Raw genomic sequence first — 22359 nt, forward strand, 5'->3', positions numbered from 1 at the left:
CGAACAGGGTTCAGGCTGTGGACTTTTGGACGGCGGCGAGGGTGAGGAACTGCTGGGTGAGCACCGGGTCGCTGGCGAACCGACCGCGGGTGTGGAGCGTGGTGGTCCGGGCGTCCTCCATCCGCACGCCGCGCATGCTCATGCACAGGTGCAAGCCCCGTACGGCAACCGCGACGTCCTCGCGTTCGATCAAGCCGGTCAGGTGCTCGGCGAACTGCTGGGTGAAGCGCTCCTGGACCTGGAGCCGGCCCGCGAAGTGCTGGGCGATCCGCCCGAACTTCGACAGGCCCACCACCTCCCCGTCCGGCACGTACCCGGCGCTGACCTGGAGGTTCATGGGCAGCAGGTGGTGCTCGCACAGCGACCAGACGCTCATACCGCCCACGATGACCAGCTGACCGCTCAGCTGGGACTCGGTGAAGCACGTGGCTGCCGCGGCGTCGTCCGGAGACAGGAAGGCGCGCCACCAGGCGGCGACACGCTCCGGCGTGTCGACCAGACCTTCGCGGGCGGGGTCCTCGCCGAGCTCAACCAGGAGCTGGCCGATCAGGTCGGCGATCCGGCCGGTGTCGACGGCAAGGGCGGGCCGGCCGGGTCCGGGGGCCGAGGCGCGCTGGTCCGACTCTGAGGCGGCAACGGAGATCGTCATGGGCTCAACTCGCCTTCTGGGGTTGCGGACAGGGATGGGTGCGTACGGTCAGCGGCCTCGGGCATCCGCGAAGGCCAGCACGTGCAGCCGGGCAGTGAAGTACCAGTGCCGGGCAGCCACCGCGTCCGCGAGGGCACGGGTCGTCTCGGTGACCGCCTGCGCGGTGCTGCCCTCCGGCATCACCCACACCGGCGAGAGCTGGTGGATGCCGGCCAGCTCGGCGATCCGGTCAAGGTCAGCCACCGAGGAGGCGACGAACTTGAACACCGCCCGTCCGGACGCCGCGAACGCCTCCAGCGCAGAAGGCACGATGCTCCTGCCCTCCTCCACGCCGAAGCTGGCGAGCTTGGGGGAGACGTTGAACCGGACCCCGGCGGCCACGAGTTCGGGCACGGGTGCGATGGTGCCGTTCGTCTCGAACTCCACCCGCTTGCCGGCGGCCAGCAGCTCCCGTACGAGCGGCACCAGGCGCGCCTGCTGGATCAGCGGCTCGCCGCCGGTGATCACGACCAGCTCGACCGGCGACGACGCGGCCCAGGCCACCAAGTCCGCCACCGTCCGCCTCGTCGACTCCTTGTGCGGGTCGAACCGGGACCAATCCCACGTGTACTTCGTGTCGCACTTCGCGCAGGTCAGGTTGCACCGGGAGAGGCGGATGAACAGGGCGGGGTGCCCGCAGCTCGGACCTTCGCCCTGGAAGGTCGGCACCTCGACGCCGAAGCACTCCGCGACGATCAGGCTTGACGCGGGGTCATACATGCTGACTCCGGAGGCGACCGGCCGGGGCTGGGTCACTGCCCCTCCACGTCGAAGCGGGCCCAACTGCTCCCGGTCTCGCGGACGAGGACAGCGACCAGACGGCCGGGAATCTTCGGCTGGAGGTTCTGGATGAACCAGCCGGCCAGGAACCGGGCCAGGCGCTCCGAGGTCGGCTCGAAGGGCAGGATCTCGTGCAGGTTGCGGTGGTCCAGCTCGGCGTCGAGGAACGTCCTGAACGGGCTGAGGGCACCGAAGTCCGTCACGAAGCCGGGCTCCTCCAGACAGGGAGCGGTGAGGATGACCTCGACCTCGTAGCTGTGGCCGTGCTGGCGGGAGCACTTGTGCTCGGGCGGTAGCCCGGGAAGTCGGTGGCCGGCCTCGAAGGAGAACCTCTTGCCGATGGTGAAGGCCCCGGGCAGCAGTGGGACGGAACGTAAGTCCATGATCTTCCTCAGTGAGTCAGTACGAGGCGGCCGCCTCGGTCAACAGGTGATCTCTCGCCCCGGACCGGCCGGCGTGCCCGGCTGCTGCTCGTTCGCACCCGTGGCGAGGGCCAGGCGGAACCAGACCTGCTTGCCCCGGGCGAGCGGGCGGACACCGAACTCCTCCGCGAGCTGAGAAAGCAGGAACAGCCCCCGCCCGCCCGGCTCGTCGTCAGTCGGCTCCTTGGCGACCGGCAGCCCGTCGTCGAAGTCGGTCGCTCCCACCACGACCCCGTCGCTGGTCTCGCCCACCAGTAGCTCGCAGTCGCCGCTCGCGTGGACCAGGACGTTGGTCAGCAGTTCGGTCACTCCCAGTTCCGCCACTTCGCAGAGCTCGTCCTTGCCCCATATCCGCAGCTGGGTCCGAACCATCTGGCGAACAAGGCCCATCGTCTCGGGGCGGACGACCGGGAGTGCCAAGCGGCACTCGCCGAGAAGATCGACAGACGCGACAGGCATGGAGCCTCCCAGAGTGCGAGCACGGCAGCGATCGTTGCGTTCTGTGCCCAGTGAGGCACTCTGCGCTGTCGTGTCATCGATGATGGACCCTTCATTGGCGGAAGGGCAAGTCACTCTGAAAGGAAAGTCTTTCTTTTCTGGCTGCCTGTCATATGCCGCTGCCAGCACGGGCACTACCCTGGCCTGAGAGAGATGCGGATCGTGAGACAGGAGGTGCGATGCCCGTCGAGCCGACCCCGCGCCGAAGGCGCCTGGGGACTGAGATCCGGCGCGCTCGCGAGGCGCTGGGCTGGAGCCAGGAGGAAGCCGCTCAGCAGCTCGGCTACAAGGCACTGTCGACCATAAGCAAGATCGAGAACGGGACGCAGGGAGTCAAACTCCAGGTCCTGCCCCACTTCTTCGAGGTCCTGCAGATCCATGAGGAGGCTCGACGTTCCCAATGGCGCGAGTTGGTCCGCCGGGCCGCCGAGCCGGACTGGCACCAGCGCTACCAGGGCGTCGTGGACGATCCCCTCAGCGACTACCTGACCGAGATCGAGGAAGCCCTCGACCTCTTCCACTGGGATCCCGGGGTCCTGCACGGCCTGCTTCAGGTCCCCGAGTACGAGCGGGCGATCATCGAAGGCAGCCGTGCATGGACCACCGCCGACGACATCGAGCGGTTCATCGCCATGCGCGCCGAGCACCGACAGGTCATGGCCGAGCGCCAACCGCCCCTGAAGATCTGGGCCGTGATCCCCGAAGGGCTCCTGCGCCAAGAGGTCGGCGGTCGCCCGGCGGCGAGGGCTCAGGTCGAGCACCTGATCGACCTGCTGCGGGGTGATCCGAACACCACAATTCAGATCCTGCCGCTGAGCGCCGGCGCTCACGCGGGCATGGACGGACCCTTCATGCTGATGTCGTTCGCCACCGGCAGCGATACTGTCACGATCGAAGCGACCCGTGCCCGCCTCCACCTCACGGACTCGGAGTCGGTCGAGGTGTACCGGACCACCAGTAATCACCTGAAATCGGATGCCCTCGGACAGAAGGCATCCCTGTCACTGCTCAAGACCATCGCCAAGGAACTCGCGTCATGAACAAGAACGACCTCGACCCCGCCTGGCTCGACGACCAGTTCGCCGGCGCCGAGTGGCAGACCGCCAGCAGCGGCGGGACCAACTGTGTTGAGGTCGCCTTCCTCGACCGCGGCATCGTGGCGATTCGTGACTCCAAGAACCGGGGCAAGACGCCGCACATCTTCGACGACGCCGAGTACGACACATTCGTCGCGGGCATCATGCGTGGTGAACTCCGCAGGAGGTGAAGCCCTGGCGCAGCCCTTGGCCGTGGACGACACGAGCGCGAATGACATGGAGCACTCCCATCCGATGTTCTGCGTTTCCGTCGGTCTTCCGCCGTCGCTCATGGACCTGGGGGTGACCGCGGAGTACGACTGGATTGCCCTCTTCGCGGTGACCACGACGGCCAACCACTGGGATGAGCCGGGAAGGGCCTCCGGGTCTCGTCGCATCTGTGGGTCGCTGGTGGCCGAACACCTGTCATGGTCCATCGGTCGACCGAAGGGTGCCTGGCTTAGCTTGACTCTGTCGGGATCTTGATTGCTTCGGCGTCAGCTGACGGATCGCCAGGAACGCAGGCGCCGGATAACTTGCCGGTCGAGGTGGCCCTGGAAGGCAGTCGGTGGTCGTGGGGGCGTGCTCTCGCCAGGAGGCTGTCGGCTGAGGCGTTCGATGTTGACGGCGATGGCGGTGAGCCCGTGCTGCAGCTGGGTCTTGGCCTGCCCGCGGTATCGGCAGTGGCGCATGCCGTGGCCGTGGGCGAACTCGCAGATGGTGCCCTCAATGCCGGACCGCACCGCGTAGCGCTTGTGCCAGGCCGGTTCCTGCTGCTCGGCGCGGTTGCGTATCTGTAGTTCGAGCAGCTCGCGTGGTGGGAAACCCACGTTGCGCCCGGCGTCACGAGTGGTGGTGCACTGGGCTCGGACCGCGCAGGGCTGGCACTGGCTCTTGGTGAAGCGGGCCACGATCAGCGGGGCGGCGGTCGGCGAGGAGGTCGGGTAGGGGCCGTGCCAGCCCCTGCTGACCTGGCCCTGCGGGCGGGTGACCTCCTGGCGGTCGAAGTCGATGCGGAAGTCGTCACGGGCGAAGCCCTCGCCCCGGTGGTGCTGGTGGGTGAGGTTGCCGGCGGCAGGCCGCTGTCGTCGCCGTCGTCGCGCCAGCGCAGGCGGTCGGCGGTGTCCCAGTAGTAGTTCTGGACGAGGATCTGTCGCAGGGCCCGCGTCTGGGGGCTGTCCAGCAGGCTGGGATGGTTCTGGGCCAGGTGTTCGAGCAGTCGGCGGGCGTCTGCCCCGGTGGTGTTGATCCTGGTCTTGGGCCGGGTGGGGTTCTTGCCCAGGCGCACCTGTCGGCCGTAGCGGCGGCCCCAGTCCTCCTCGACCACGTCGGCCAGTGCGTGGCCGGCTGTGCGGGCGAGTTCCTCCAGGGCCGCGCGCACCGCCTCGGTGACCAGCTCCAGGCGGGTCAGGTTGCGCACCGCGGCCAGGACGTGGGTGGAGTCTGTGCGCTGGGTGGTGCGCTCGCGGACCAGCCCGGCGTCTTTCAGGCGGGCCAGGGCGATGTCGAGGAGGCGGTCCGACCGGCCGTCCTCCAGCAGGCGGTCGCGGAAGTCGGTGAGCACGCTGTGGTGGAAGCCGGGGTCGTCGAGGTCGAGCGCGTACTTGAAGTCGATGCGGCAGCGCACGGCCTCGGAGGCGTCGCGGTCGGAGAGCCCGAGCAGGAACTGCAAAACGCTCACCGTGGCCAGCTGTGCGGGCGAGATCCCGGGACGCCCGTCGCGGGGATACCAGTCGGCGAAGTCCTCGTCGCTCCACAGGCCGTCAAGGCGGTCACGCGCCCACATCGCCGTCGTGCCACCAGGGTTGCTGGCACGGGCAGTCCGCGCGGTCAGCGCTGGTACCTCCACAGTCGGACGGGGACGCACCGACATCTCTCACTCCTCGTCAGTCTCAACGGGCCACGTACACCCGCGAGACTGACGCACCACCATGATCACAGGCAGCTGAAGGCCAAGATCCCGACAGAGTCAAGCTCAGCTGCGGCCATAGGAGCCCGATGGGGCCCGCGACCAGCCCACCTATCTCGTTACTTACCGTCCTCTCGGTCCCATGCCGCGAACCTCGCGTTCGCGGCGCGTTGACGATAGTCGTTGGCGGCTTCGGGTTGTTCGTCGACGTCCAGGGCTTCGGCGGCCAGCAGGTAGGCGCGGGCCAGGGTCGGGCCGTAGTAGGAGGGATTCTCGGCGAGGTGGGGGCCAACTGCCCGGACAGCGGCGGCCGCGTCTCGCCATGCCGCGGCAACATTCCCGGGCAGCAGCGCATGTCCACGATCGGTCAGGACCGCCGCCAGCGCGACCCTCAGACTGTCCGCGTCTGGGAAGATCCGCTCGCCTTCCCCTGGCAGCTCGTTCACCACGCGTTGCAGATGCGCAATGCCCTCGTCCCGGCGTCCGGCCTGATGGTAGTGGGCGGAGAGATTGGTGCGAGCGTGCAGCGTGTTGGGGTGCTTGGTCCCGAGGTCACGCTCCGTGGTGGCGAGGACCTGTTCCTCCAGGGCGATAGCCTCGTCTTGGCGTCCGGCCTTCCAATAGGAGACGGCGAGACTGCTGCGGACGATGAGGGTATCGAAATTATCGGGACCGAGGATGCGTTCGGTGTCGGCGAGGACCTTTTCCATCAGCGCGATGCCCTCAGTGTGACGGTCGGCCTGCCGGTACAGGACGGCGAGGTTGTGGCGGGTGGCGAGGGTGTCGGGGTGGTCTGGCCCAAGAACACGCTCCGTGCTAGCCAGGTTCTGTTCGTTGAGCTCAGCGGCCTCGCTGGTGCGTCCAATCACCCACAGCGACCATGCCAGATCTGCTCGGATGCTGAAGGTTTCTGGGTGGTCGAGCCCGAGTGCTTGCTCGGCGTCCGAGAGGATCCGTCGTTTCAGCGCGAGGCACTCGGTTAGGCGCTCAGCTGCCCCCAGAGCGCGGGCGAGATTGCTGAGGGCGGTGAAGGTGTTGATGTGGTGGGGACCGTGGACGCGTTCTTCGTCGGCAGCGACGCGCTCGCTCAGCGCGATGCCTTCGGTTAGACGTCCGACGTCCATGTAGTCGCCGGCGAGGTTGTGCCGGACGGCGAGGGTCGTGGCGTGGTCGGGGCCAAGTACACGCTCATGGTCCGCAAGCACGCGTTCCATGAGTTCAACGGCCTCGCCGAAACGCCCGGCCCCCCATACGGACATGGCGAGGTGGTGGCGGGTGTCAAGGGTGTCGGGGTGGTCGGGGCCGAGAACACGCTCACGGTCGGCAAGGACCCGTTCCTTGAGCTGGATGGCTTCGCTGATGCGCCCCGCGCTGCCGCAGGATTCCGCAACGTTGTGGCGTGCGGTGAGAGTCTGGGGGTGGTCGGCTCCCAGGACTCGTTCGGCGGTGTCGGCGAGTTGTTCCCAGTACTGCATGCGAGCCTCGTGGAGGTCTGACCGGTATAGATGCTTCCCGACGCGGACCAGAACGGGATGCGGTCCGCGGTCGAGGTCCCAGAGGAGGTCGCCGGCGTTCTCGTTGAGCGTGCCGGTGTTGGTCTCCAGGACGGAGGCGAGTTCGCGGTCCAGGTGGTCTTCCTCAGGCCAGGCGGCGTGCAGGGCGTCCCCTGCGGCCTGGATAAGGCTGGGCATGCGTGATCGGCACGGAGCGCTGTCACGGACGGCGCGTTGGACTAAGCGGTGGACGCGTACACTCCCCTGCCCACCATTGTCTTGGCTGTCGTCAGAGCCGATGGCGGGGGTGTGGTCGATGAGGTTGAGGAGGTGCAGTACCCGCAGCGCGTCTTCGGCATCCTCCTCATCTGGTACGCCATGGTCTCCTTCTGCCTCGGATACCGCCTCTCGGCTGGCCTGCTCCGCTTCTTCTCCGCCGTCGCCGGTGTCGGCCCCGGCCGCCGACCGCCCGATCAGGCCGAGGTAGGCGCGGGCAGCTTGGGTGGTGAGGACGGCGTCGGGGATGTGGTCCGCATTGAGGACGGCGGTGAGTTCGAGCAAGGGCCGCGCCAGACCCTTGGGGTGGCGAGCGTCGGCTTGTTCGATGGAGATGTCCCAGAGGGCGGCGACGGTGCGCTGCTGCTGGTCGGGCAGGCCGGTGTCTTTGTTGGGTAAGTGCTGGTCCAGCCGGCGGGCGCGGTCGCCCAGGGAAGTGCGGTAGCGGGAGATGGTGCGGCCGCTGTCGACGAGGTACGCGGCGGCTTGGGCGAGTGCGATGGGTAGGTATCCGAGGTCCGCGGCCAGCGCGGCGAATTGCTCCTCGCTGTCTCCGCGACCAGTGCGCTCGGCCCGGTCGAGGGCCTTGCGCAGGTAGGCGAGGGCCTGATCGGGGGTGTAGAAGCCGACGGGCAGGAGGGTGCGGGTTGAGGTGGTCCATGCGGCGTCCCGGCTGCGGGTGGTTACCACCACCCGGCCTTCTTCCACGTCAGCTGGCGGCCACAGACCGTTCAGCGCGGCAGGTGAATCGACGTTGTCCAGAACGACTAGCCACCTGCGGCCGCTGCTCTCAAGCCAGCTGAGGAACCACTTCGAGGCGCTCTCGGCATCCACGTCCTTGAACCGGTCAGGCTCTACATATCGCGCGGCCCGCGCGTACGCGGTGATCACGGCCTGCGGATCGGCGGCATTCACCCACACCACCAGGTCCACCACGACCTCGGCCACTTCGGTAGTCGGGATGCTCTCGCCCGCCCCCGCCGTCTCACCGGCCTCCGGCGCCAGTCCTAAGGCGGGTACCGCAGCACGGGAATGTTGCCACACCTGGCGCGCATAGTGGGCGGCGAGCTGGGTCTTCCCTACGCCGCCAGTGCCAGTCACGACCTGCCCGAGCACGGCCATCCCGCCACACGCGAGCGCCGCCTTGAGTGCGTCGCCCTCGGGCCGGTGCTGGAAGAACCCGGCTGCGTTGGGGATCGGACCCACCAGCACCGGCCACTTCACCGGTGTAGCCGGTGCGCTGTACTGCTTGACTGTAATGTCCCGGCCGGCGGCGAACGCCCCATCGGACGCCGTCACCCACACCGACGACACCCCGGTGCCAAATCCCGCCCCGGACCTCGGGACGCGATCCCGGCCAGCCGTCACATCTTTCGCGATCGCCTCGCCGTCCGTCGTGGACTTCCTGCGCCAGGGCCAGGTGGGAGATGGGGTCACGGCTGACTCCTGTTCAGGTCGATGCCGTGGATGTCGCCTCCAGCCGCGATCGAGCCCTGTCCAGTTGCGTTTACATCGCGCTTGTCGATGTGCGGCCACGGGTCACTACCGCCAGTGGCGGGTGGCCCGCTGGCTCCGGCCGCGATGATGTTGTCACCGGCCGCCACGCCGCCATTTTCCGCGTGCACTTGCCGCTCCCGCCCGCTGCCGCCGCCCTGCAGCAGTTCGCGCATCGTGATTGCGAGGCCGACAAGTGCGATGAGCGCACCGCCGATGCTTGCGAGCTTTTCCGCGGTCACCATGTCCACCAGGACTGCGACCGCCACCAACCCGGTCCCGGCCGTCGCACATACCCCGGCCGCCGTCCACCACGCCCACCGATGCGCCACGTACCCGCCCCCATCGTCAGCTCTTCACCGGCACAAGCCCCGTGGCCGGGATTGTGCCACCCGCAGAGCCCGCCCAAGCCCCGATTAGCCCAACATCCCGGCCCCAGCCTCTCAGTGGCTGTCATCTTCCGAGCTTGAGGGCTGCGTTTCCGCTGTTCAGGCATGGGGTCGGCGGTCTCAGCTTGTCGTTTTACCTCCAGTGATCATCTTCTGGGGCGTTCGGGTTCTCGCCTGTCTGTTCGTTAGTGGTTGCTGGCCAGGGCGAGTCCGACGTCGTAGATGGGGGCTCGGCGCCGGTTGGGCTGGCCGGGTGGACGCCCGGCACTGGGACGGGATGGTCTTGCAACGGCTGCTGGGCAGAGCAGAGTTGTGCGGAGGTTGCGGAACCCGCGTCGGACTCGGGCTGGGGTGAGGCGTTCGGCGGGCTGGGGCCCCAGGAGCGACGAAGGTCGACGGCCAGGGTTCTCGCGAGGCGGCGCTGGGTGTGGGCGGCCAGGACCAGGCCGGTCCAGCGGTCGGCCGCGGCGGGTTCGCGCAGTCGGGGACGGGTCCAGCCCAGGGTCTGCTTGAGGAAGCGGAAGGTGTGCTCCAGCTCGAAGCGTCGCAGGAACGCGTGCCAGGCGGTGTCGGTGTCCGCGACGCAGGGTGTGGGGTCGGAATGCCGCAGCCAGACCGGCTTCGGGGTGCCACCGGAGGGCAGGTGGTCGACGTCGAGGCGGATCAGGGTCCCTTCGACGATGGGAAGTTGGCCGCAGTGGTCGTCCCGGCCGGAGCGTCGCCAGATGCGCGGGTGCAGGCGGTGCCAGGTGCGGATGCGGGCGGTGCCGTAGCGTCGGGTGATGTGCTCGGCGTTGGTGTCGGGGTCGTGCCAGGTGGCGGTGTCGGACAGGGCGAACCGGGCGCCGTGGCGAGGTGGTTGACCCCCTTTGGGGCCTACCCGGTAGTCGGCGGGAACGGGCTGGAAGAAGACGCGGTCCGAGCGTAGGCGCACCACGATCTGGACGGGCAGGTCCCGCAGGAGGTAGGCCAGGCGCGGGCCGTCGTAGCTGGCGTCCGCCACGATCAGCACCGGCGGGTCTCCGAGCTTCCGTGCCCGGCGTTGAAGATGCCACGCAGGACCTCTCGCAGTTGGTCGGCGGTGACGGCCGCGGTGTCCGCGCCGGGTTCCAGCCGCTTGGCGTCCAGCAGGGCCGTCCACGAGGTCGAGCCCGACTCCAGGGCGGCGCGACGAATGAGTAGGGCCAGCCTGGCACCATCTCGTGCGTGTTCTCGCGCCGGCCGTAGGTGTGGCAGAAGGAACGGCCGTCGCTGGTGTTGGCGTCCGGCCGCAGCCAGGCGGACACGTCGACGGCGAGCACGATCCGTCCGCCAGAGCCGCGGGGCACGCTTCGGGCTGCGACCGCGGACCGAAGGCGATCATCGTCGAGGTATCCCCGGTTCAAGGCGGCGTAGAGGGAAGCGTGCGAGCGCCGGTGCTCTGGCGCCAGGGCCAGCTCGACCAAGGCGCGGACCGGACCGTCGGCGCACAGCAAGGCATCCGAGAGCTCAAACAGTGCGTCCGCGCGGCGGGGCATCGCGGCATACAAGTCCATTCGAAAGGAGGACAGTTCCGAGATTGCCCGCTGGCGAACGGCTTCAGGGACCACAATCGACACCGACGACCTCCGGCTCTGCTGTGCGACTCGACATCACACAGCGTGAGACGGAGGTCGTCGCCATGTCCGGCAGATCCCCATGTGGGTGACCAGCTCGAACAGCCTTGAGTCGATCACCGGAGTTAAAACGACAAGCTAAGCACTCGCTGCCTGAGCTCGACCAAACGGCCGTCGCGCGGCTTGGGCCGGACCGTCTCGACCCGGACCTGGGCGAGGCAGGCTCCAATTGCCCTGCAGCTGTTGAAGCCCCCAATTGCGGCAGGCAAGGAAGCCTCCGAATACGACCCGCATGTCATCGGCCAGTTCAGTCCCGAGCACCCCGTCGGTAGACGCGTCTGACCCAGTGCGGTCGTCGCAGCCCGGACTTGATCGGCCCTTCTGCGCGACGGTTCCCGGCCCTGACCCGCGCGCGCGGGTCAGGGCCACACACATGTCTTCGATGCCGCTTCCGTGGAATTCGCACGGATGGTCCATTAGTTCGCAGGGCCCGTCCTCCTCCCTGGTGAACACCGGGGCAGCACGCTGGCGCCCTGGCAAATCCTGGCCGTAGAAAGGCTCTTGAGAGCGCACAAACTGCTTGGACGATCCTGGCGGCGATTCCCGCTGGCGGGAGCGGCCTTGTCGGGTAGTCAGACTTTGCACTCTCTGGTGTGAGAAAGATCGCCAGCGCGATCTTCTTCGGTATCAAATGGAGCCCGCACAGCCGTCAGGCGTGGCGCTGGTTCTTCGTATCCAGAGCGATGGGTGAGGTGTGACCAGTGACAAAGCTGATTCCGCTGAACGGTCGGGGTCTGGCGGTGCTGACTGCCGGAATCGTCAGCCTGTTCGGGCTGGCGGCCTGTACGGCCGGGGGCGCCCCAAGCAACGAGGCCACCGCACAGCCGACTTCCGCAGCTTCCGGCGGTGCGACGTCGACGCACGAGCCTTCGAGTTCGTCGTCCGCGGCACCATCCTCCTCGTGGAGCGGTCCGCCCGCACCGCCGGAGGCGCTCGCCGCCTACAACGCGATGTGGGAGGACATCATGGCGGCCGCCCTGGCTGCCGACTACCGGAGTCCGCGTCTGGCAGCCCACATGATGGGGCAGCCGTTGACGACCTGGGCGCAGACGTTCGCGGACGAGCAGGGCAAGGGGTTGGTCGGCAGGGGCCGCCTGGTCTGGCAGCCGCGGATTACGTCGGTGACGCCGGCGGATGCGCCGAGCCGGGTCGAGGTCGCGGACTGCCTGGACGACACGCACTGGCTGAAGTACAAGGCGGACGGGAGCCTGGCGGACAACGTCCCCGGAGGCCGCAGCCGTTCGGCATCGGCGATCACCTTGCAGACGGACGGCCGGTGGCTGGTGACCGAGCAGATCACCGGCGCCGAGGGCACGTGCTGAGTCGCACCGCGGCCGCGGTCGCCGGCGCGCTGCTCGCACTCGTCAACCCCACGAGTACCGCGCTGGCAGACGGGCAGGGAACGCACTACGGCACGACGGTCTGCGGGAGTTCGGCGTGCGACCTGTCTGCCGCCCACCTCGGTGCTGCGCCGGCCGCGGCCGGCGCAGCACCTACCGCGGAAGGCGACGCAAAGCCTGCGGGGAACGGTCCGAGGCCGGCCTGTGTCAGCGTGCCGGCCTCGGACGTCCTCAAGCTCTCCGACGGCCATCAGGGGCAGTGGTACGAACTCGACTGCGGTGGGACCTTGCCGCAGGGCGGCTTCGGCTCCACCCCGCTGACCGGGGGACCGCTCTGGGCGGACCTGGGGAAGCCGGAGGCAGCCGAGCAGGCACCGGCGGTGGATCCGGTGGTGCTGGCGGCGCAGGCGGTCGCGCGCTTGGAACTGCCCCGCCCGACAGTGCGGATGTCGCCGCCGGAGACGTCGCACCAGGTGGTCGGCGTGCCTGCGTGGCTGTGGGTCCAGAAGTCCTCCTGGAAGCCGGTGCAGTCGAGCGCCGAGGTTCCCGGGGTGACGGTCCAGGCGACCGCCACGCCCTCTTCCGTGGTCTGGGAGTTCGGCGACGGGAGCGAGCCGGTCGTCTGCCGCGGCCCGGGAACCCCCTACAGCCCGGGCGCCGATCCGGCGGCGGCTTCCCCCGACTGCGGGCACACTTTCGCGCGGCCGTCGGCCGGTGAGCGGGACGGCGTCTTCCAGGCGGTGGTGACGACGCACTGGTCGGTGGTGTGGACGGGAGCTGGCCAGGGCGGGATCTTCCCGGACCTGACCTCGCGGACGGTACTGCCGGTGAAGGTCGTCGAGGTGCAGTCGCTGGTGGTGGCTGGGACCGGTCGCTGAGGACGCGGTCGGGAGGTTCGTTCGTGCAGGCCAGAGGAGGGTTCGAGATGGTGGACGTGAGGATTCCGCCGGCCCGTGCGGCGGGTGGCGGGGTACGGATCGCGGCCGTGAAGCGCCGGGACCGGCTACGGCTTGTGGTGGGGCTGGCGGTGATGGCCGTTTGCGCGTTGCTGTTCGGGGTGCTGGCGATCGTGACCGGGCATCGCAGCCGGGTGCTGGCGCTGGCTCGCCCGGTGCTCGCGGGGCAGGTGCTGTCGGCCGCGGATCTTCGGTCGGTGCTGGTGTCGGCGGAGCCCGGGACGGCGACGGTCGGTGCGGACCAGCGCGACCAGGTGGTGGGGCGGCGGGTGAGCGCCTCCCTGCCGGCGGGCCTCCTGCTGTCGGAGCAGTTGCTGGGCCTGCCGGTTGCCCAACCGGGCGAGGCGGTGGTCGCGGTGGCACTCAAGGAGGGGCGGTACCCGTCGGTGCTGGGGGCGGGGGACCAGGTGGACGTCTACGAGGCGCATCCCGGCTCGGGCCAGGCCCAGGCTGCGGCGCCGGTGGAGGCCCGGGTGGTGGACGTGCAGCCGGGTGCTGGTCCAGCCGGTGGGACGGTGGCGATGTTGAGCGTCCCGGTGGCTCGGGCCGGGCAGGTCGTTGCGGATCAGGAGCCGGCCGTGGTGCTGGTGGGTGGTCGCTGATGACCGTGATCGTGCTGGGGTGCGCGAAGGGCGCGCCCGGGGTGAGTACGACGGCGTTGGCGCTGGCGGCCGCCTGGCCCGATGCGATTCGGCCGCTGGTGGTGGAGGCCGACGCCGGAGGCGGCGATGCGCTGCTGCGCTTCGGATTGCCGGATAGCCCGGGACTGGTGAGCTTGGCGGCGGCGTCGCGTCGTGCCGGTCTGAGCGCGGCGCTGGTACGCGAACACGCGCAGGTCCTGCCAGGTGGCGTCGAGGTGGTGCCCGGCCCGGCGGAGGCGGCGCAGTGCGCTGCTTCCTTGGAGGCGTTGGGCCCGGCGTGGTCCGAGACGGAGTCGGACGGCGAGGTGCTGATCGTCGACTGCGGCCGGCTGCTCGCGCCGGTCGGAGCCCGTACGGAACTGCTGGGGGCGGCCCAGGCACTGGTGCTGGTGACGGCCGGGACGGTCGAGTCCCTCGCACACACCGCGGAGGCCGCAGAACGGATGCGGCCGCGGGTCGCGTGCCTGGTCATCGCGGTGGTGGGGGCGTGCTCCTGGCCATCGCACGAGGTACAGGCGGCGCTCGGCGCGGATGGGTGCCTGGTGCTGCCGCACGACGCGAGGAGCGCGGCGCTGCTCTGTGGCCGGCCGGCGCCGAGGCGTTGGTGGCAGCCCGGATCGCGCCACCCGTTGCTGGACGCCGCCCGGCTGCTCGCGCTCGACCTCCGGCAGCGGTTGCCTGCCCCGCTGCCCGACGAGGGGACCCCGCCGTGGGAGGACGAGCCGATGGCATCCGCACGACGAGGTGAGCCGGTATGACGATGACGCCGACGGACATCACCACGGCCTCCAACGGTCCGGTGTACGAGGGCCGGGAGCTGAGCGAGCGACTGCGGTCGGAGGTTGCACAGCAGCTCGTCGCCGACGCTCAGTACCGCGAGGAGCTGGGAAAGCCTCCGCGGTCGGCCACCGAGCGGCGGGCGGTGGGGGAGCGGTTGCTGAGCGAGGTGATGGAGCGTCACACCGCACGCCTGTTGGCCCAGGGAACCTCCGCGCTGGATCCGGCGGTGGAGCGGCGGGTGCTGCGAGCCGCGCATGACGCGCTGTTCGGCCTGGGCCGGTTGCAGGCACTGCTCGACGACGCCGACGTGGAGAACATCGACGCCAACGGCTGCGACGCGGTGTTCGTCCGGTACGCGGACGGCCGCAAGGAGCAGGCGGCGCCGATCGCCGCATCGGACGGCGAACTGGTCGAGCTGATCCGTACGATCGCCGCGCGCGGTGGCAGCGAGGAACGCCGGTTCGACCGGGCGGTGCCCAGGCTGAACGTGCAACTACCTGACGGTTCAAGAATGTTCGCGGTGATGGCGGTCTCGGGGCGGGTCTCGCTGTCTATCCGCCGGCACCGCTACCCGCGGGCCACGTTGCCCCAGCTGCGGGGGCTCGGGGTGTTCGACGTGGAGCTGGAGGACCTGTTGCGGGCGCTGGTCTTGGCCCGCAAGAACATCATCGTGGCCGGTGGCACCAACATGGGCAAGACCACTCTGCTGCGGGCCCTGGCCTCCGAGATCCCGGCCAGGGAACGGCTGGTGACGATCGAGGACACCTATGAACTGGGCCTGCACGAGGACGGCTTGCACCCGGACGTGGTGCCGATGCAGGCACGTGAGGCGAACATCGAGGGCGAGGGTGCGATCGAGCAGGCGGAGCTGGTGCGGTGGGGGCTGCGGATGGCTCCGGACCGGGTGATCGTCGGGGAGATCCGGGGCGCCGAGGTGGTGCCCATGTGCAACGCGATGTCCCAGGGCAACGACGGCAGCCTCTCGACGATCCACGCCTCCAGTTCGCGCGGGGTCTTCACCAAGCTCGCGGCCTATGCGGTCCAGGCCCCCGAGCGGTTGAGTCTGGAGGCCACCAACCTGCTGGTCGCCTCCGCGGTCCACTTCGTCGTCCACCTCACCCGGGACACCGCTGGGCGCCGGGCGGTTTCCTCGATCCGCGAGATCGTGGACGCGGACGGCGGTCAGCTCGTCTCGAACGAGATCTACCGGCCAGGGCCGGACCGGCGGGCGGTTGCGGGCGCTCCGCTGCGCGCGTCCACCCTGGAGGACCTGGCGGAGGTCGGCTACCGCCGGCCGCAGGCCGTGGGCGGGTGGGGGCTGTGAACGCCGGGCTGTCGGCGGTGCTGCTGCTGGGTGCCGGCTTCGGTGGCGGAGCGTGGCTGCTCTTTACAGGGCTGCGGCCGGCCGACAAGGTCGACGGCGAGGAGAGCCGTCTCGCGCGATGGTGGCGGGCCCACCGCCCGGCGCGCCCGGGGCGGCGGATCGCGGCCTGTGTCTGCTTCGCATTGCTGGTGTCCGTCGTGACCGGGTGGCCGGTGGCCGCGCCGCTGGCCGGCATGGCGGCGTGGTTCCTACCGGGGCTGCTCGGCCGGGACAAGGAACATGAGCAGGCAGTCGCCCGGATCGAGGCGGTCGCGACCTGGAGCGAGCAGCTGCGCGACACCCTCGCGGCCGCGGCCGGCCTGGAGCAGGCACTGCTCGCCACCGCGTCGACCGCACCGGTAGCGGTGCGCCCCCAGATCGCCGACTGTGCCGAGCGGATCCGGCGCGGCCAGCGACTGGCGGACGCCCTCGTCCAGCTGCAGGACGATCTCGCCGACCCCCTCGGCGACCTCGTGGTCATCGCACTGATCGGCGCGGCAGGCCGCCAGTCCGGCCGCCTCGCCGACCTGCTGGACGGACTGGCGCGCTCGGCTCGCGAGCAGGCGCTGATGCGTGCTCGCACCGCCTCCTCCCGAGCCAGGATCCGCACGTCGGTCCGGATCGTGGTCGCCACCACCCTCGCCATGGCCGGCGGCCTGGTCGTGCTCAACCGCTCCTACCTGGAGCCGTTCGACAGCCCCACCGGTCAGCTGGTCCTGCTGGTCGTGGGCGTCCTCTTCGCCGGCGCGTTCGCCTGGCTGCGGCGGATCGCGAGCTTCACCGAGCCGGCCCGTCTGCTCGCCACCGTCCGGACGGAGGCCGCCGCATGATCTATCTGCTGATCGGTGCGGGCTTCGGCGCCGGAGCATGGTGCGCCTGGCGTGGGTGGCGCCCGCCGGTCCCCGCCCTCGCCCACGCGCTCGTTCCCGCCCCTCCGCCGGCGCCGTCCACTCCTCTCGCGAGCGGACCGGACGGCTGGTCCGCCCGTCTCGGGCGGTTGAGTGTCCCGTTGCTCCTGAGGTGCCGACTGCCCGGCCGGAAGGTGGCCGCCGATCTGCGCACGCTGGCGGTCCCGGTCGAGCGGCACCTGGCGGAGAAGGCAACCGCCGCGCTGGCCGGTCTGCTGGGGCCTTGGCTCCTGGCTGCCATGGCGGCGGCGGCCGGTCCGGGGTGTCCGCTGCTCCTGCCGGCCTGGGGTTCGGTCGCCTTGGCGCTCGCGCTCTTCTTCGCTCCGGACCTGGCGCTGCGTCAGCGTGCCACCCGATACCGGGTGGACGTGCGCCACGCGCTGTCCACCTTCCTGGACCTGACCGTCGTCGCGCTCTCCGGCGGCGCCGGCGTCGAGCAGGCCCTGACCGCGGCGGCTGATGCCGGACACGGGCCGGCCTTCACCGCCTTCCGCCGCGCACTGCGCCAGGCCGAGGTCACCCGCACCCCGCCGTGGGCGCCGCTGGGCGAATTGGGGGAGCGGCTCGCCGTCGCCGAACTGTCGGAGCTGGCCGCCACCACCTCGCTCGCGGGTCAGGAGGGCGCCCGGATCAAGGCGTCCCTGACGAGCAAGGCCGCCACCCTACGCGCCCATCTGCTCGCCGAAGCCGAGGCCGAAGCAGCGTCGGCGACCGAGCGGATGAGCCTGCCCGTCGTCATCCTCTTCGCCGGATTCCTGCTCTTCATCGGCTACCCGGCTCTTGCCCACGCCCTCTCCGGGCTCTGATCCCCTACCGACCCCTCCCAGGGAGCACCTCGATGCGCACCACCTTCAGCTACGCCGACGCCTTCGCCCGCACCCTCGGCCGCCGCGTCGCCACCCGGCTCGCCGGAGCTCGGGCCCGGGCCAAGGCCGCGCCGGACGGCGGCTACACCACCGAGACCATCGTCATCACCGCCCTGCTCATCCTGCTGGCGATCGGCGCTCTCGGCATCCTCGCCACCAAGGTCACGGACAAGGCCAACTCCCTCAACTTCTAGGACCCTCGGCGTGTACCTGCGACGATCACCACACCATCAGCGGGACCGCGGCTCGGTGAGCGCCCAACTCGCGCTCGCCGCACCGTTGCTGTTGCTCCTCCTCCTGGCCGTCGTGCAGTTCGCCCTCGCGGTCCACGCGCACCACATCGCTCAGGCGGCCGCCGCCCGGGCGGTGGCCACGGCCCGCTCCGAGCGGGCCACCGCGGAGGCGGGCCGGGTCGACGCCCGATCCCTGCTCCAACAGATCGGCTCGGCGACCCTGACGTCACCCCAGGTGGCGGTGCGCCGCACCGCCCTTGAGGCGAGCGCCGACGTCACGGGCGGTGTCGTGCACGTCGTGCCCTTTCTCGACCTGCACGTCCGCGCCCATGCGTCAGGCCCTGTCGAGCGCCTCACCCCACCCGACCACTGACCCGCGACGAACGGAGGATGACGTGCACGCCCGCTCCCGCCTGCGCGGCGACGAGGGATCGGTGTCCGCGGAGATGGCCCTCATCACCCCGGTGCTGCTGGCGCTGGTGCTGATCGCGGTAGGGACCGGCCGCCTGGTATCGGCTCGCCTCGACGTCGCGGATGCCGCGCACCAGGCGGCCCGCGCCGCGTCCCTCACCCGTGCCGCTCCAACCGCTGCCGCTGTCGCCCAACGTGCCGCCCGAGAAGCACTCGACGGGGCGGGACGGGCGTGCTCCCGCCTGAGAGTGACGGCGGACACCGGTACGTTCCGGCCTGGTGGTGAGGTCAGCGTCACCGTCGCGTGCACCGCCGACCTCACCGACCTGGCCGCCGTCCCCTGGCCGGGCGACCACACGGTCACGGAGACGTTCACCGCTCCACTGGAGACCTACCGCGGGCAGGAGCAGGAGTGAGAGCGGACGCCACGCGCCTGCAGTCGCGCTGCCCGGACGAGGGCTCGATGACCGCGTTCACGGTCGTGATCACGATGGGTCTGCTCGCCCTGCTCGGGCTGAGCGTGGACGGCGGCCTGTCCCTGGCCGCGAAGGTCCGCGCCTGCGGCGAGGCCCAGGAGGCCGCTCGCGCCGGTGCCCGCCACCTCGACCTCGGGCAACTACGTGAGCAGCACCAGCTCACCCTGCGCGCCGCGGATGCCGAGCGGGCCGCTGACACCTACCTCCGCGGCGCCGGAGCGACCGGCGAAGCGACCGTCACCGGCGACCGTGTGACGGTCACGGTCCACCGCACCCAGCACACCCAACTCCTCACCCTCGTGGGCATCGCCAGCATCGACGTCACCGGCACCGCCACCGCCCACGCCGAGGAGACCGACACCCCGTGACCGCTACCGTCGAACGCCTCGGGCACTTCCTGCGCGCCATCGGCGCAGTCACCACCCTGGCCGGCCTGCTGGTGGGCCTGCCGTACGCCCTACTCGGCTGGGGTGAGCCGTTCCGCCCCCGGCAACTGCCCGACCTGGACGAGTTCACGGCCTGGGCGAGCAGCCCGCTCTCCGCGATGCTCCTCCTCCAGCTCCTCTACTGTCTCTGCTGGCTCCTGTGGGCCTACCTGCTCCTCCAGGTCCTGCGCGAAATCCGCTGGCACGCAGCGCACTTCGGCACGCTGCTGCACGAGCCCGGCACTGAGGCGCTGGCAGCCGCCGCCCGCCGCACCGTCGCCGGCCTGCTCGTCGGCGCGGTCGTCCTCGCGATCGCCACCAGCCTGCGCAGCACCGCAATCGCTCGGCCGGCCGCGATTCCCGCCTCGTGGAGCACCCCGATCGCGGCCACCGCACCCGCGGCTCCCGTGCAGGCTGTCCGGCCTGCTGCTCGGGCCGCTCAGGTCGTCGCCGGTCCATCCGCGCCGTCCACCGAGACGTGCGTCGTCCAGCCCGGTGACACGCTGTGGGACCTCGCGGACCGCCACCTGGACAACCCCCTGCGCTGGCGCGAGATCTACGAGCTCAACAAGCTGCGGCACCAGTCCGACGGTGCGCAGTTCAGCGACCCGGACCGGATCACGCCCGGCTGGACCCTACTGCTCCCAGGACCGGACCCTCGACCCGTCACCACCGCGGTTCCGCCGCCTGTGCCGGCCGTCCCCACGCCGACGCCGGCCACTCCCTCCGCGTCGATGCCACCCTCACCAACTGCTTCCGGCTCTGCGGCCGCTACTCCCGCACCTGCCGCGCCGGAGCACGCTGACGCTGACCACGCCGCGTCCGGCCGCCAAGCGACCGGCGAGTCAGGTATCCAACTGCCTGACGGCGCCGGATACCTCGCCGTCTCCGTCGGCATCGCGCTGAGCGCGGCAGCTGTGCGCCGTACCCTCCGTCGCCGTCGTGACTACAGGCCGAGCGAGTTCGCCGGCCGCCACCCAGCGCAGCACCCCGAGGAGACCCCGCTCGTCGCAGCCCTACGGGGAGCGGCCCGGCACCACCTGGCAACCGAGTCCGGAATCCCACCCGGAGACCTCCCGCTGGCCGCTCGCGGAGGCCGGCAGCTTGGTCTGCTCGATCTCCTGACGAGCCGTCGCCACACCACACTGGCCCTCACCGGTCCTGGCGCAGACGATGCGGCGCGTGCTCTCCTCGCCACCGCCGTGACCGTACCCGGCCGGGTACGTCTGCTTGTTGCTCGGACCGAGGTCACACGTCTGGTCCCCGGTTTGGCCGACCGAGGACTGCCCTTGTGCCACCTCGTCACCGACTCCGAGGCAGCCCTCGTCGCGCTGGAAGAGGAGTGCCTGCGCCGCACCCGCCAGCGCCGCGACGAGCCCGGATCCGCCGAGGCTCAGCCTGACCGCCTTGTGCTCCTCGCCAGTCACGACGCGCGGCTTCACGTGCGCCTGCGCACCGTGCTCGAAGCAGGCCGCGAACTCGGATTCGCGGCGATTCTGCTGGCTGACGCTACGTCGCCGCCGACGGATTCCGTGGTCTGCCATGTCCAATTGGACGGCCAGGCCACCATCGGCGGCCAGCGCAGCGATGACACGCTGCGTTTCTATCACCTGCCCGTGAGCAGTGCGGACATTCTCCTGCGCCTTGTTCCCGAAGAGGGGGGTCGATCGCTGATGGAGGTGCTCTCGACGGACGGCTCATCCTTTCCGCCCACTCGCGAAGCCGGAATGAGTATTCCCTCTCCAGATCCTTCCGGAGAAATCATCGAGTCGGAAGTAGGCGGGGAATTGGCGGGCCAGTCAGAAGGGGCCCTCCGATCCGAGGAACCCCAGCAACCAACCCGGCCAGTTGCTGCCCGAGTGGGCCCTCAGCAGGTCAGTTCGACCGTGGTCGCCGAGCCCGTCACCACCACCGTCGCCCCGACTCTCCCGATCAACATCAGTCTGCTCGGCCCCCTGGCCACCACCGTCAGGGGACAACTGGTCACCCGGGGCGTGAACGGATTCGCCGGCGAGTTGCTCGCCTACCTCGCCACGCACCCCGCAGGCTCCACCAAGGAGGCGATCCTCGACGCCGTCTGGCCGGAGAAGGACCCGGCGACCACCGGGACCGAGGCGTTCCACACGGCTAAGAAGAGCATCCGGACCGCGCTGCGATCCGCTCTCGGCGCTGGCACCTCGCTGGCCGTCCTCCTACAGACGAACGGCCTGTGGCGCCTCGACCCGGTGCTCGCCGATAGCGACCTCGACCACTTCCGCGCTGCTGTCCACCGCGCATCCGGCGCCACCGATCCGGCCGAGCGCGTCGCCGGACACCGACGAACCGTCGAGCTCTACCGCGGCGAACTGTGCGAGGGCATGGACCACCCGTGGCTCACCGCCCCACGCGAGGAAGCCCGGCGCCGTGTCCTCAACGCCCTGGGTGCACTCGCCGCCAACGCCGACGACCCCGAGGAAACGCTCGGCCTCCTCGAACGCGCGCTGGAGCACGACCCCTACAACGAGCAACTCCACCTGCGCCTCGCCCGGCAGCACCTCGCCCTCGGCCGCGCCGATGCGGTCCGCCGGACCCAGGAACGACTTCGCGGTCGACTCGCCGAAATCGAGGAGCGCCCCACCCAGGCGACGACGCGGGCCTTCCAGGACCTCCTGAGACCGGCAACAGCTCGCCCCGCGCCCACCCGGCGGCCACCCTTGCGCCCAGGAGGCTCAGGACCTGCACGTTTGGGTGGGCCAGGGCCGGCGGCTCCGGCCAGTCGATAGCTGAGAGCGACGAAGGTGCGGTCCGCCTCGTCGGCTGCGGCATGAGCGCCGGCAGGAGGACTGCGGAGGGCGTCGATTCCACCGAGCCCTGCTGACGGTACGTGGCCTGTGGGGTGTCGTGCCTTGGGTGTCGACCCATGGGTGTCCGGTCAGCCGTCCGCTCTCAGATGGGACACCCGGTCCCACCGCATGACCGCAGGTCAGCGGGCAACTGGGGGTGTGGGGCAGAGCCAGACTCAATACCTGGTGGTAGGTCTCACCCGGTCTTCGCGCGGCCGGCGGGTCGGCCCCTTCTCGACGTGCGTCCCCGGCTACCCCGGACCTTCGTGGTTGGGGCCTGCTCCTCCTCTCTTCGCTTCTGTAGCGCTGTTTGTGTAGCTCCGCCAGCCTCGGCGGTCGGTGAGGTCCCCCGGCGGGCGCGATGCCCCCGCGGAGCGGTGGGCGAGCTGCCCGCCCGGGGTCTGCCCGCCCGGGGTCTGCCCGCCCGGGGTCTGCCCGCCCGGGGTCTGCCCGCCCGG

The 22359-nt window shown here is 70.3% G+C and carries 22 protein-coding genes and 1 pseudogene; 14 read left to right on the forward strand and 9 right to left on the reverse strand.

Going from position 1 to position 22359, the window contains the following annotated elements; genetic code table 11:
- Positions 1–10 precede the first annotated feature (10 nt).
- Genes folE through ABD323_RS00625 form a run of 4 tightly spaced genes read right to left on the reverse strand, consistent with a single transcriptional unit; the run spans position 11 to position 2349 of the window.
- Positions 11–649, reverse strand: coding sequence for a GTP cyclohydrolase I (gene folE / locus ABD323_RS00610; protein WP_344437681.1), 639 nt, complete (start codon positions 647–649; stop codon positions 11–13).
- 48 nt (positions 650–697) lie between these two features.
- Positions 698–1408 (reverse strand): 7-carboxy-7-deazaguanine synthase QueE, encoded by a 711-nt coding sequence (locus tag ABD323_RS00615; protein WP_344437683.1) that lies wholly within the window; start codon positions 1406–1408, stop codon positions 698–700.
- A gap of 32 nt (positions 1409–1440) precedes the next feature.
- Entirely contained in the window at positions 1441–1851 is a 411-nt protein-coding gene (locus ABD323_RS00620) for a 6-pyruvoyl trahydropterin synthase family protein (protein ID WP_344437685.1), read from the reverse strand.
- 39 nt (positions 1852–1890) lie between these two features.
- Positions 1891–2349 (reverse strand): ATP-binding protein, encoded by a 459-nt coding sequence (locus tag ABD323_RS00625; RefSeq protein WP_344437687.1) that lies wholly within the window; start codon positions 2347–2349, stop codon positions 1891–1893.
- Positions 2350–2567: 218 nt separating this feature from the next.
- On the opposite strand from ABD323_RS00625, the gene ABD323_RS00630 reads away from it, so the two are divergent.
- A complete protein-coding gene (locus tag ABD323_RS00630) occupies positions 2568–3428 on the forward strand; it encodes a helix-turn-helix domain-containing protein (RefSeq protein ID WP_344437689.1) in 861 nt (286 codons plus the stop codon).
- The gene (locus tag ABD323_RS00635) at positions 3425–3655 is read left to right on the forward strand and encodes a DUF397 domain-containing protein (RefSeq protein ID WP_344437691.1); all 231 of its coding nucleotides are present in this window, start codon (positions 3425–3427) and stop codon (positions 3653–3655) included. Before ABD323_RS00630 ends, ABD323_RS00635 begins: the two co-directional genes overlap by 4 nt.
- Positions 3656–3961: 306 nt before the next feature.
- On the opposite strand, the gene ABD323_RS00640 is transcribed toward ABD323_RS00635, so the two are convergent.
- From ABD323_RS00640 to ABD323_RS00660, 5 genes and pseudogenes are all read right to left on the reverse strand, one after another.
- The gene (locus ABD323_RS00640; RefSeq protein ID WP_344437693.1) at positions 3962–4375 is read right to left on the reverse strand and encodes a transposase; all 414 of its coding nucleotides are present in this window, start codon (positions 4373–4375) and stop codon (positions 3962–3964) included.
- Between the two features lie 2 nt (positions 4376–4377).
- Positions 4378–5250 carry a transposase gene (locus ABD323_RS00645; protein WP_344437695.1) on the reverse strand — a complete coding sequence of 291 codons (873 nt, stop codon included), beginning with the start codon at positions 5248–5250 and terminating at the stop codon, positions 4378–4380.
- Between the two features lie 242 nt (positions 5251–5492).
- Positions 5493–8579 carry an FxSxx-COOH system tetratricopeptide repeat protein gene (fxsT, locus tag ABD323_RS00650; RefSeq protein ID WP_344437697.1) on the reverse strand — a complete coding sequence of 1029 codons (3087 nt, stop codon included), beginning with the start codon at positions 8577–8579 and terminating at the stop codon, positions 5493–5495.
- A complete protein-coding gene (locus ABD323_RS00655) occupies positions 8576–8905 on the reverse strand; it encodes a hypothetical protein (RefSeq protein WP_344437699.1) in 330 nt (109 codons plus the stop codon). The genes fxsT and ABD323_RS00655 overlap by 4 nt, the downstream gene beginning before the upstream one ends.
- Positions 8906–9158: 253 nt before the next feature.
- A pseudogene (locus ABD323_RS00660) lies at positions 9159–10560 on the reverse strand (transposase).
- A gap of 821 nt (positions 10561–11381) precedes the next feature.
- Here ABD323_RS00660 and ABD323_RS00665 point away from each other — a divergent pair.
- The 12 genes from ABD323_RS00665 to ABD323_RS00720 all read left to right on the forward strand — a co-directional run bounded on the left by ABD323_RS00665 (position 11382) and on the right by ABD323_RS00720 (position 21841).
- Positions 11382–12002 (forward strand): hypothetical protein, encoded by a 621-nt coding sequence (locus ABD323_RS00665; protein WP_344437701.1) that lies wholly within the window; start codon positions 11382–11384, stop codon positions 12000–12002.
- Positions 12003–12232: 230 nt separating this feature from the next.
- Positions 12233–12898 carry a hypothetical protein gene (locus ABD323_RS00670; RefSeq protein ID WP_344437703.1) on the forward strand — a complete coding sequence of 222 codons (666 nt, stop codon included), beginning with the start codon at positions 12233–12235 and terminating at the stop codon, positions 12896–12898.
- Between the two features lie 47 nt (positions 12899–12945).
- The gene (locus ABD323_RS00675) at positions 12946–13578 is read left to right on the forward strand and encodes an SAF domain-containing protein (protein ID WP_344437705.1); all 633 of its coding nucleotides are present in this window, start codon (positions 12946–12948) and stop codon (positions 13576–13578) included.
- Positions 13578–14375, forward strand: a complete 798-nt coding sequence (locus ABD323_RS00680) for a MinD/ParA family ATP-binding protein (RefSeq protein ID WP_344437707.1) — start codon at positions 13578–13580, stop codon at positions 14373–14375. Before ABD323_RS00675 ends, ABD323_RS00680 begins: the two co-directional genes overlap by 1 nt.
- Complete coding sequence (locus tag ABD323_RS00685) at positions 14372–15721, forward strand: TadA family conjugal transfer-associated ATPase (protein WP_344437709.1); 1350 nt, start codon at positions 14372–14374, stop codon at positions 15719–15721. Before ABD323_RS00680 ends, ABD323_RS00685 begins: the two co-directional genes overlap by 4 nt.
- Positions 15718–16590, forward strand: coding sequence for a type II secretion system F family protein (locus ABD323_RS00690; protein ID WP_344437711.1), 873 nt, complete (start codon positions 15718–15720; stop codon positions 16588–16590). The genes ABD323_RS00685 and ABD323_RS00690 overlap by 4 nt, the downstream gene beginning before the upstream one ends.
- Positions 16591–16802: 212 nt before the next feature.
- Positions 16803–17474 carry a type II secretion system F family protein gene (locus ABD323_RS00695; protein WP_344437713.1) on the forward strand — a complete coding sequence of 224 codons (672 nt, stop codon included), beginning with the start codon at positions 16803–16805 and terminating at the stop codon, positions 17472–17474.
- Positions 17475–17506: 32 nt separating this feature from the next.
- Positions 17507–17728, forward strand: coding sequence for a hypothetical protein (locus tag ABD323_RS00700; RefSeq protein ID WP_344437714.1), 222 nt, complete (start codon positions 17507–17509; stop codon positions 17726–17728).
- 55 nt (positions 17729–17783) lie between these two features.
- Positions 17784–18140 carry a TadE/TadG family type IV pilus assembly protein gene (locus tag ABD323_RS00705; protein WP_344437715.1) on the forward strand — a complete coding sequence of 119 codons (357 nt, stop codon included), beginning with the start codon at positions 17784–17786 and terminating at the stop codon, positions 18138–18140.
- 22 nt (positions 18141–18162) lie between these two features.
- Positions 18163–18594, forward strand: a complete 432-nt coding sequence (locus ABD323_RS00710; protein ID WP_344437718.1) for a TadE family protein — start codon at positions 18163–18165, stop codon at positions 18592–18594.
- Complete coding sequence (locus tag ABD323_RS00715) at positions 18591–19022, forward strand: pilus assembly protein TadG-related protein (RefSeq protein WP_344437720.1); 432 nt, start codon at positions 18591–18593, stop codon at positions 19020–19022. The genes ABD323_RS00710 and ABD323_RS00715 overlap by 4 nt, the downstream gene beginning before the upstream one ends.
- Positions 19019–21841: an AfsR/SARP family transcriptional regulator gene (locus tag ABD323_RS00720; protein WP_344437722.1), complete on the forward strand. Its 2823-nt coding sequence runs from the start codon at positions 19019–19021 to the stop codon at positions 21839–21841. Before ABD323_RS00715 ends, ABD323_RS00720 begins: the two co-directional genes overlap by 4 nt.
- Positions 21842–22359: the final 518 nt, after the last annotated feature.

Origin of the sequence: Kitasatospora nipponensis, from assembly GCF_039528135.1 — a bacterium.
Taxonomy (GTDB): Bacteria; Actinomycetota; Actinomycetes; order Streptomycetales; family Streptomycetaceae; genus Kitasatospora; species Kitasatospora nipponensis.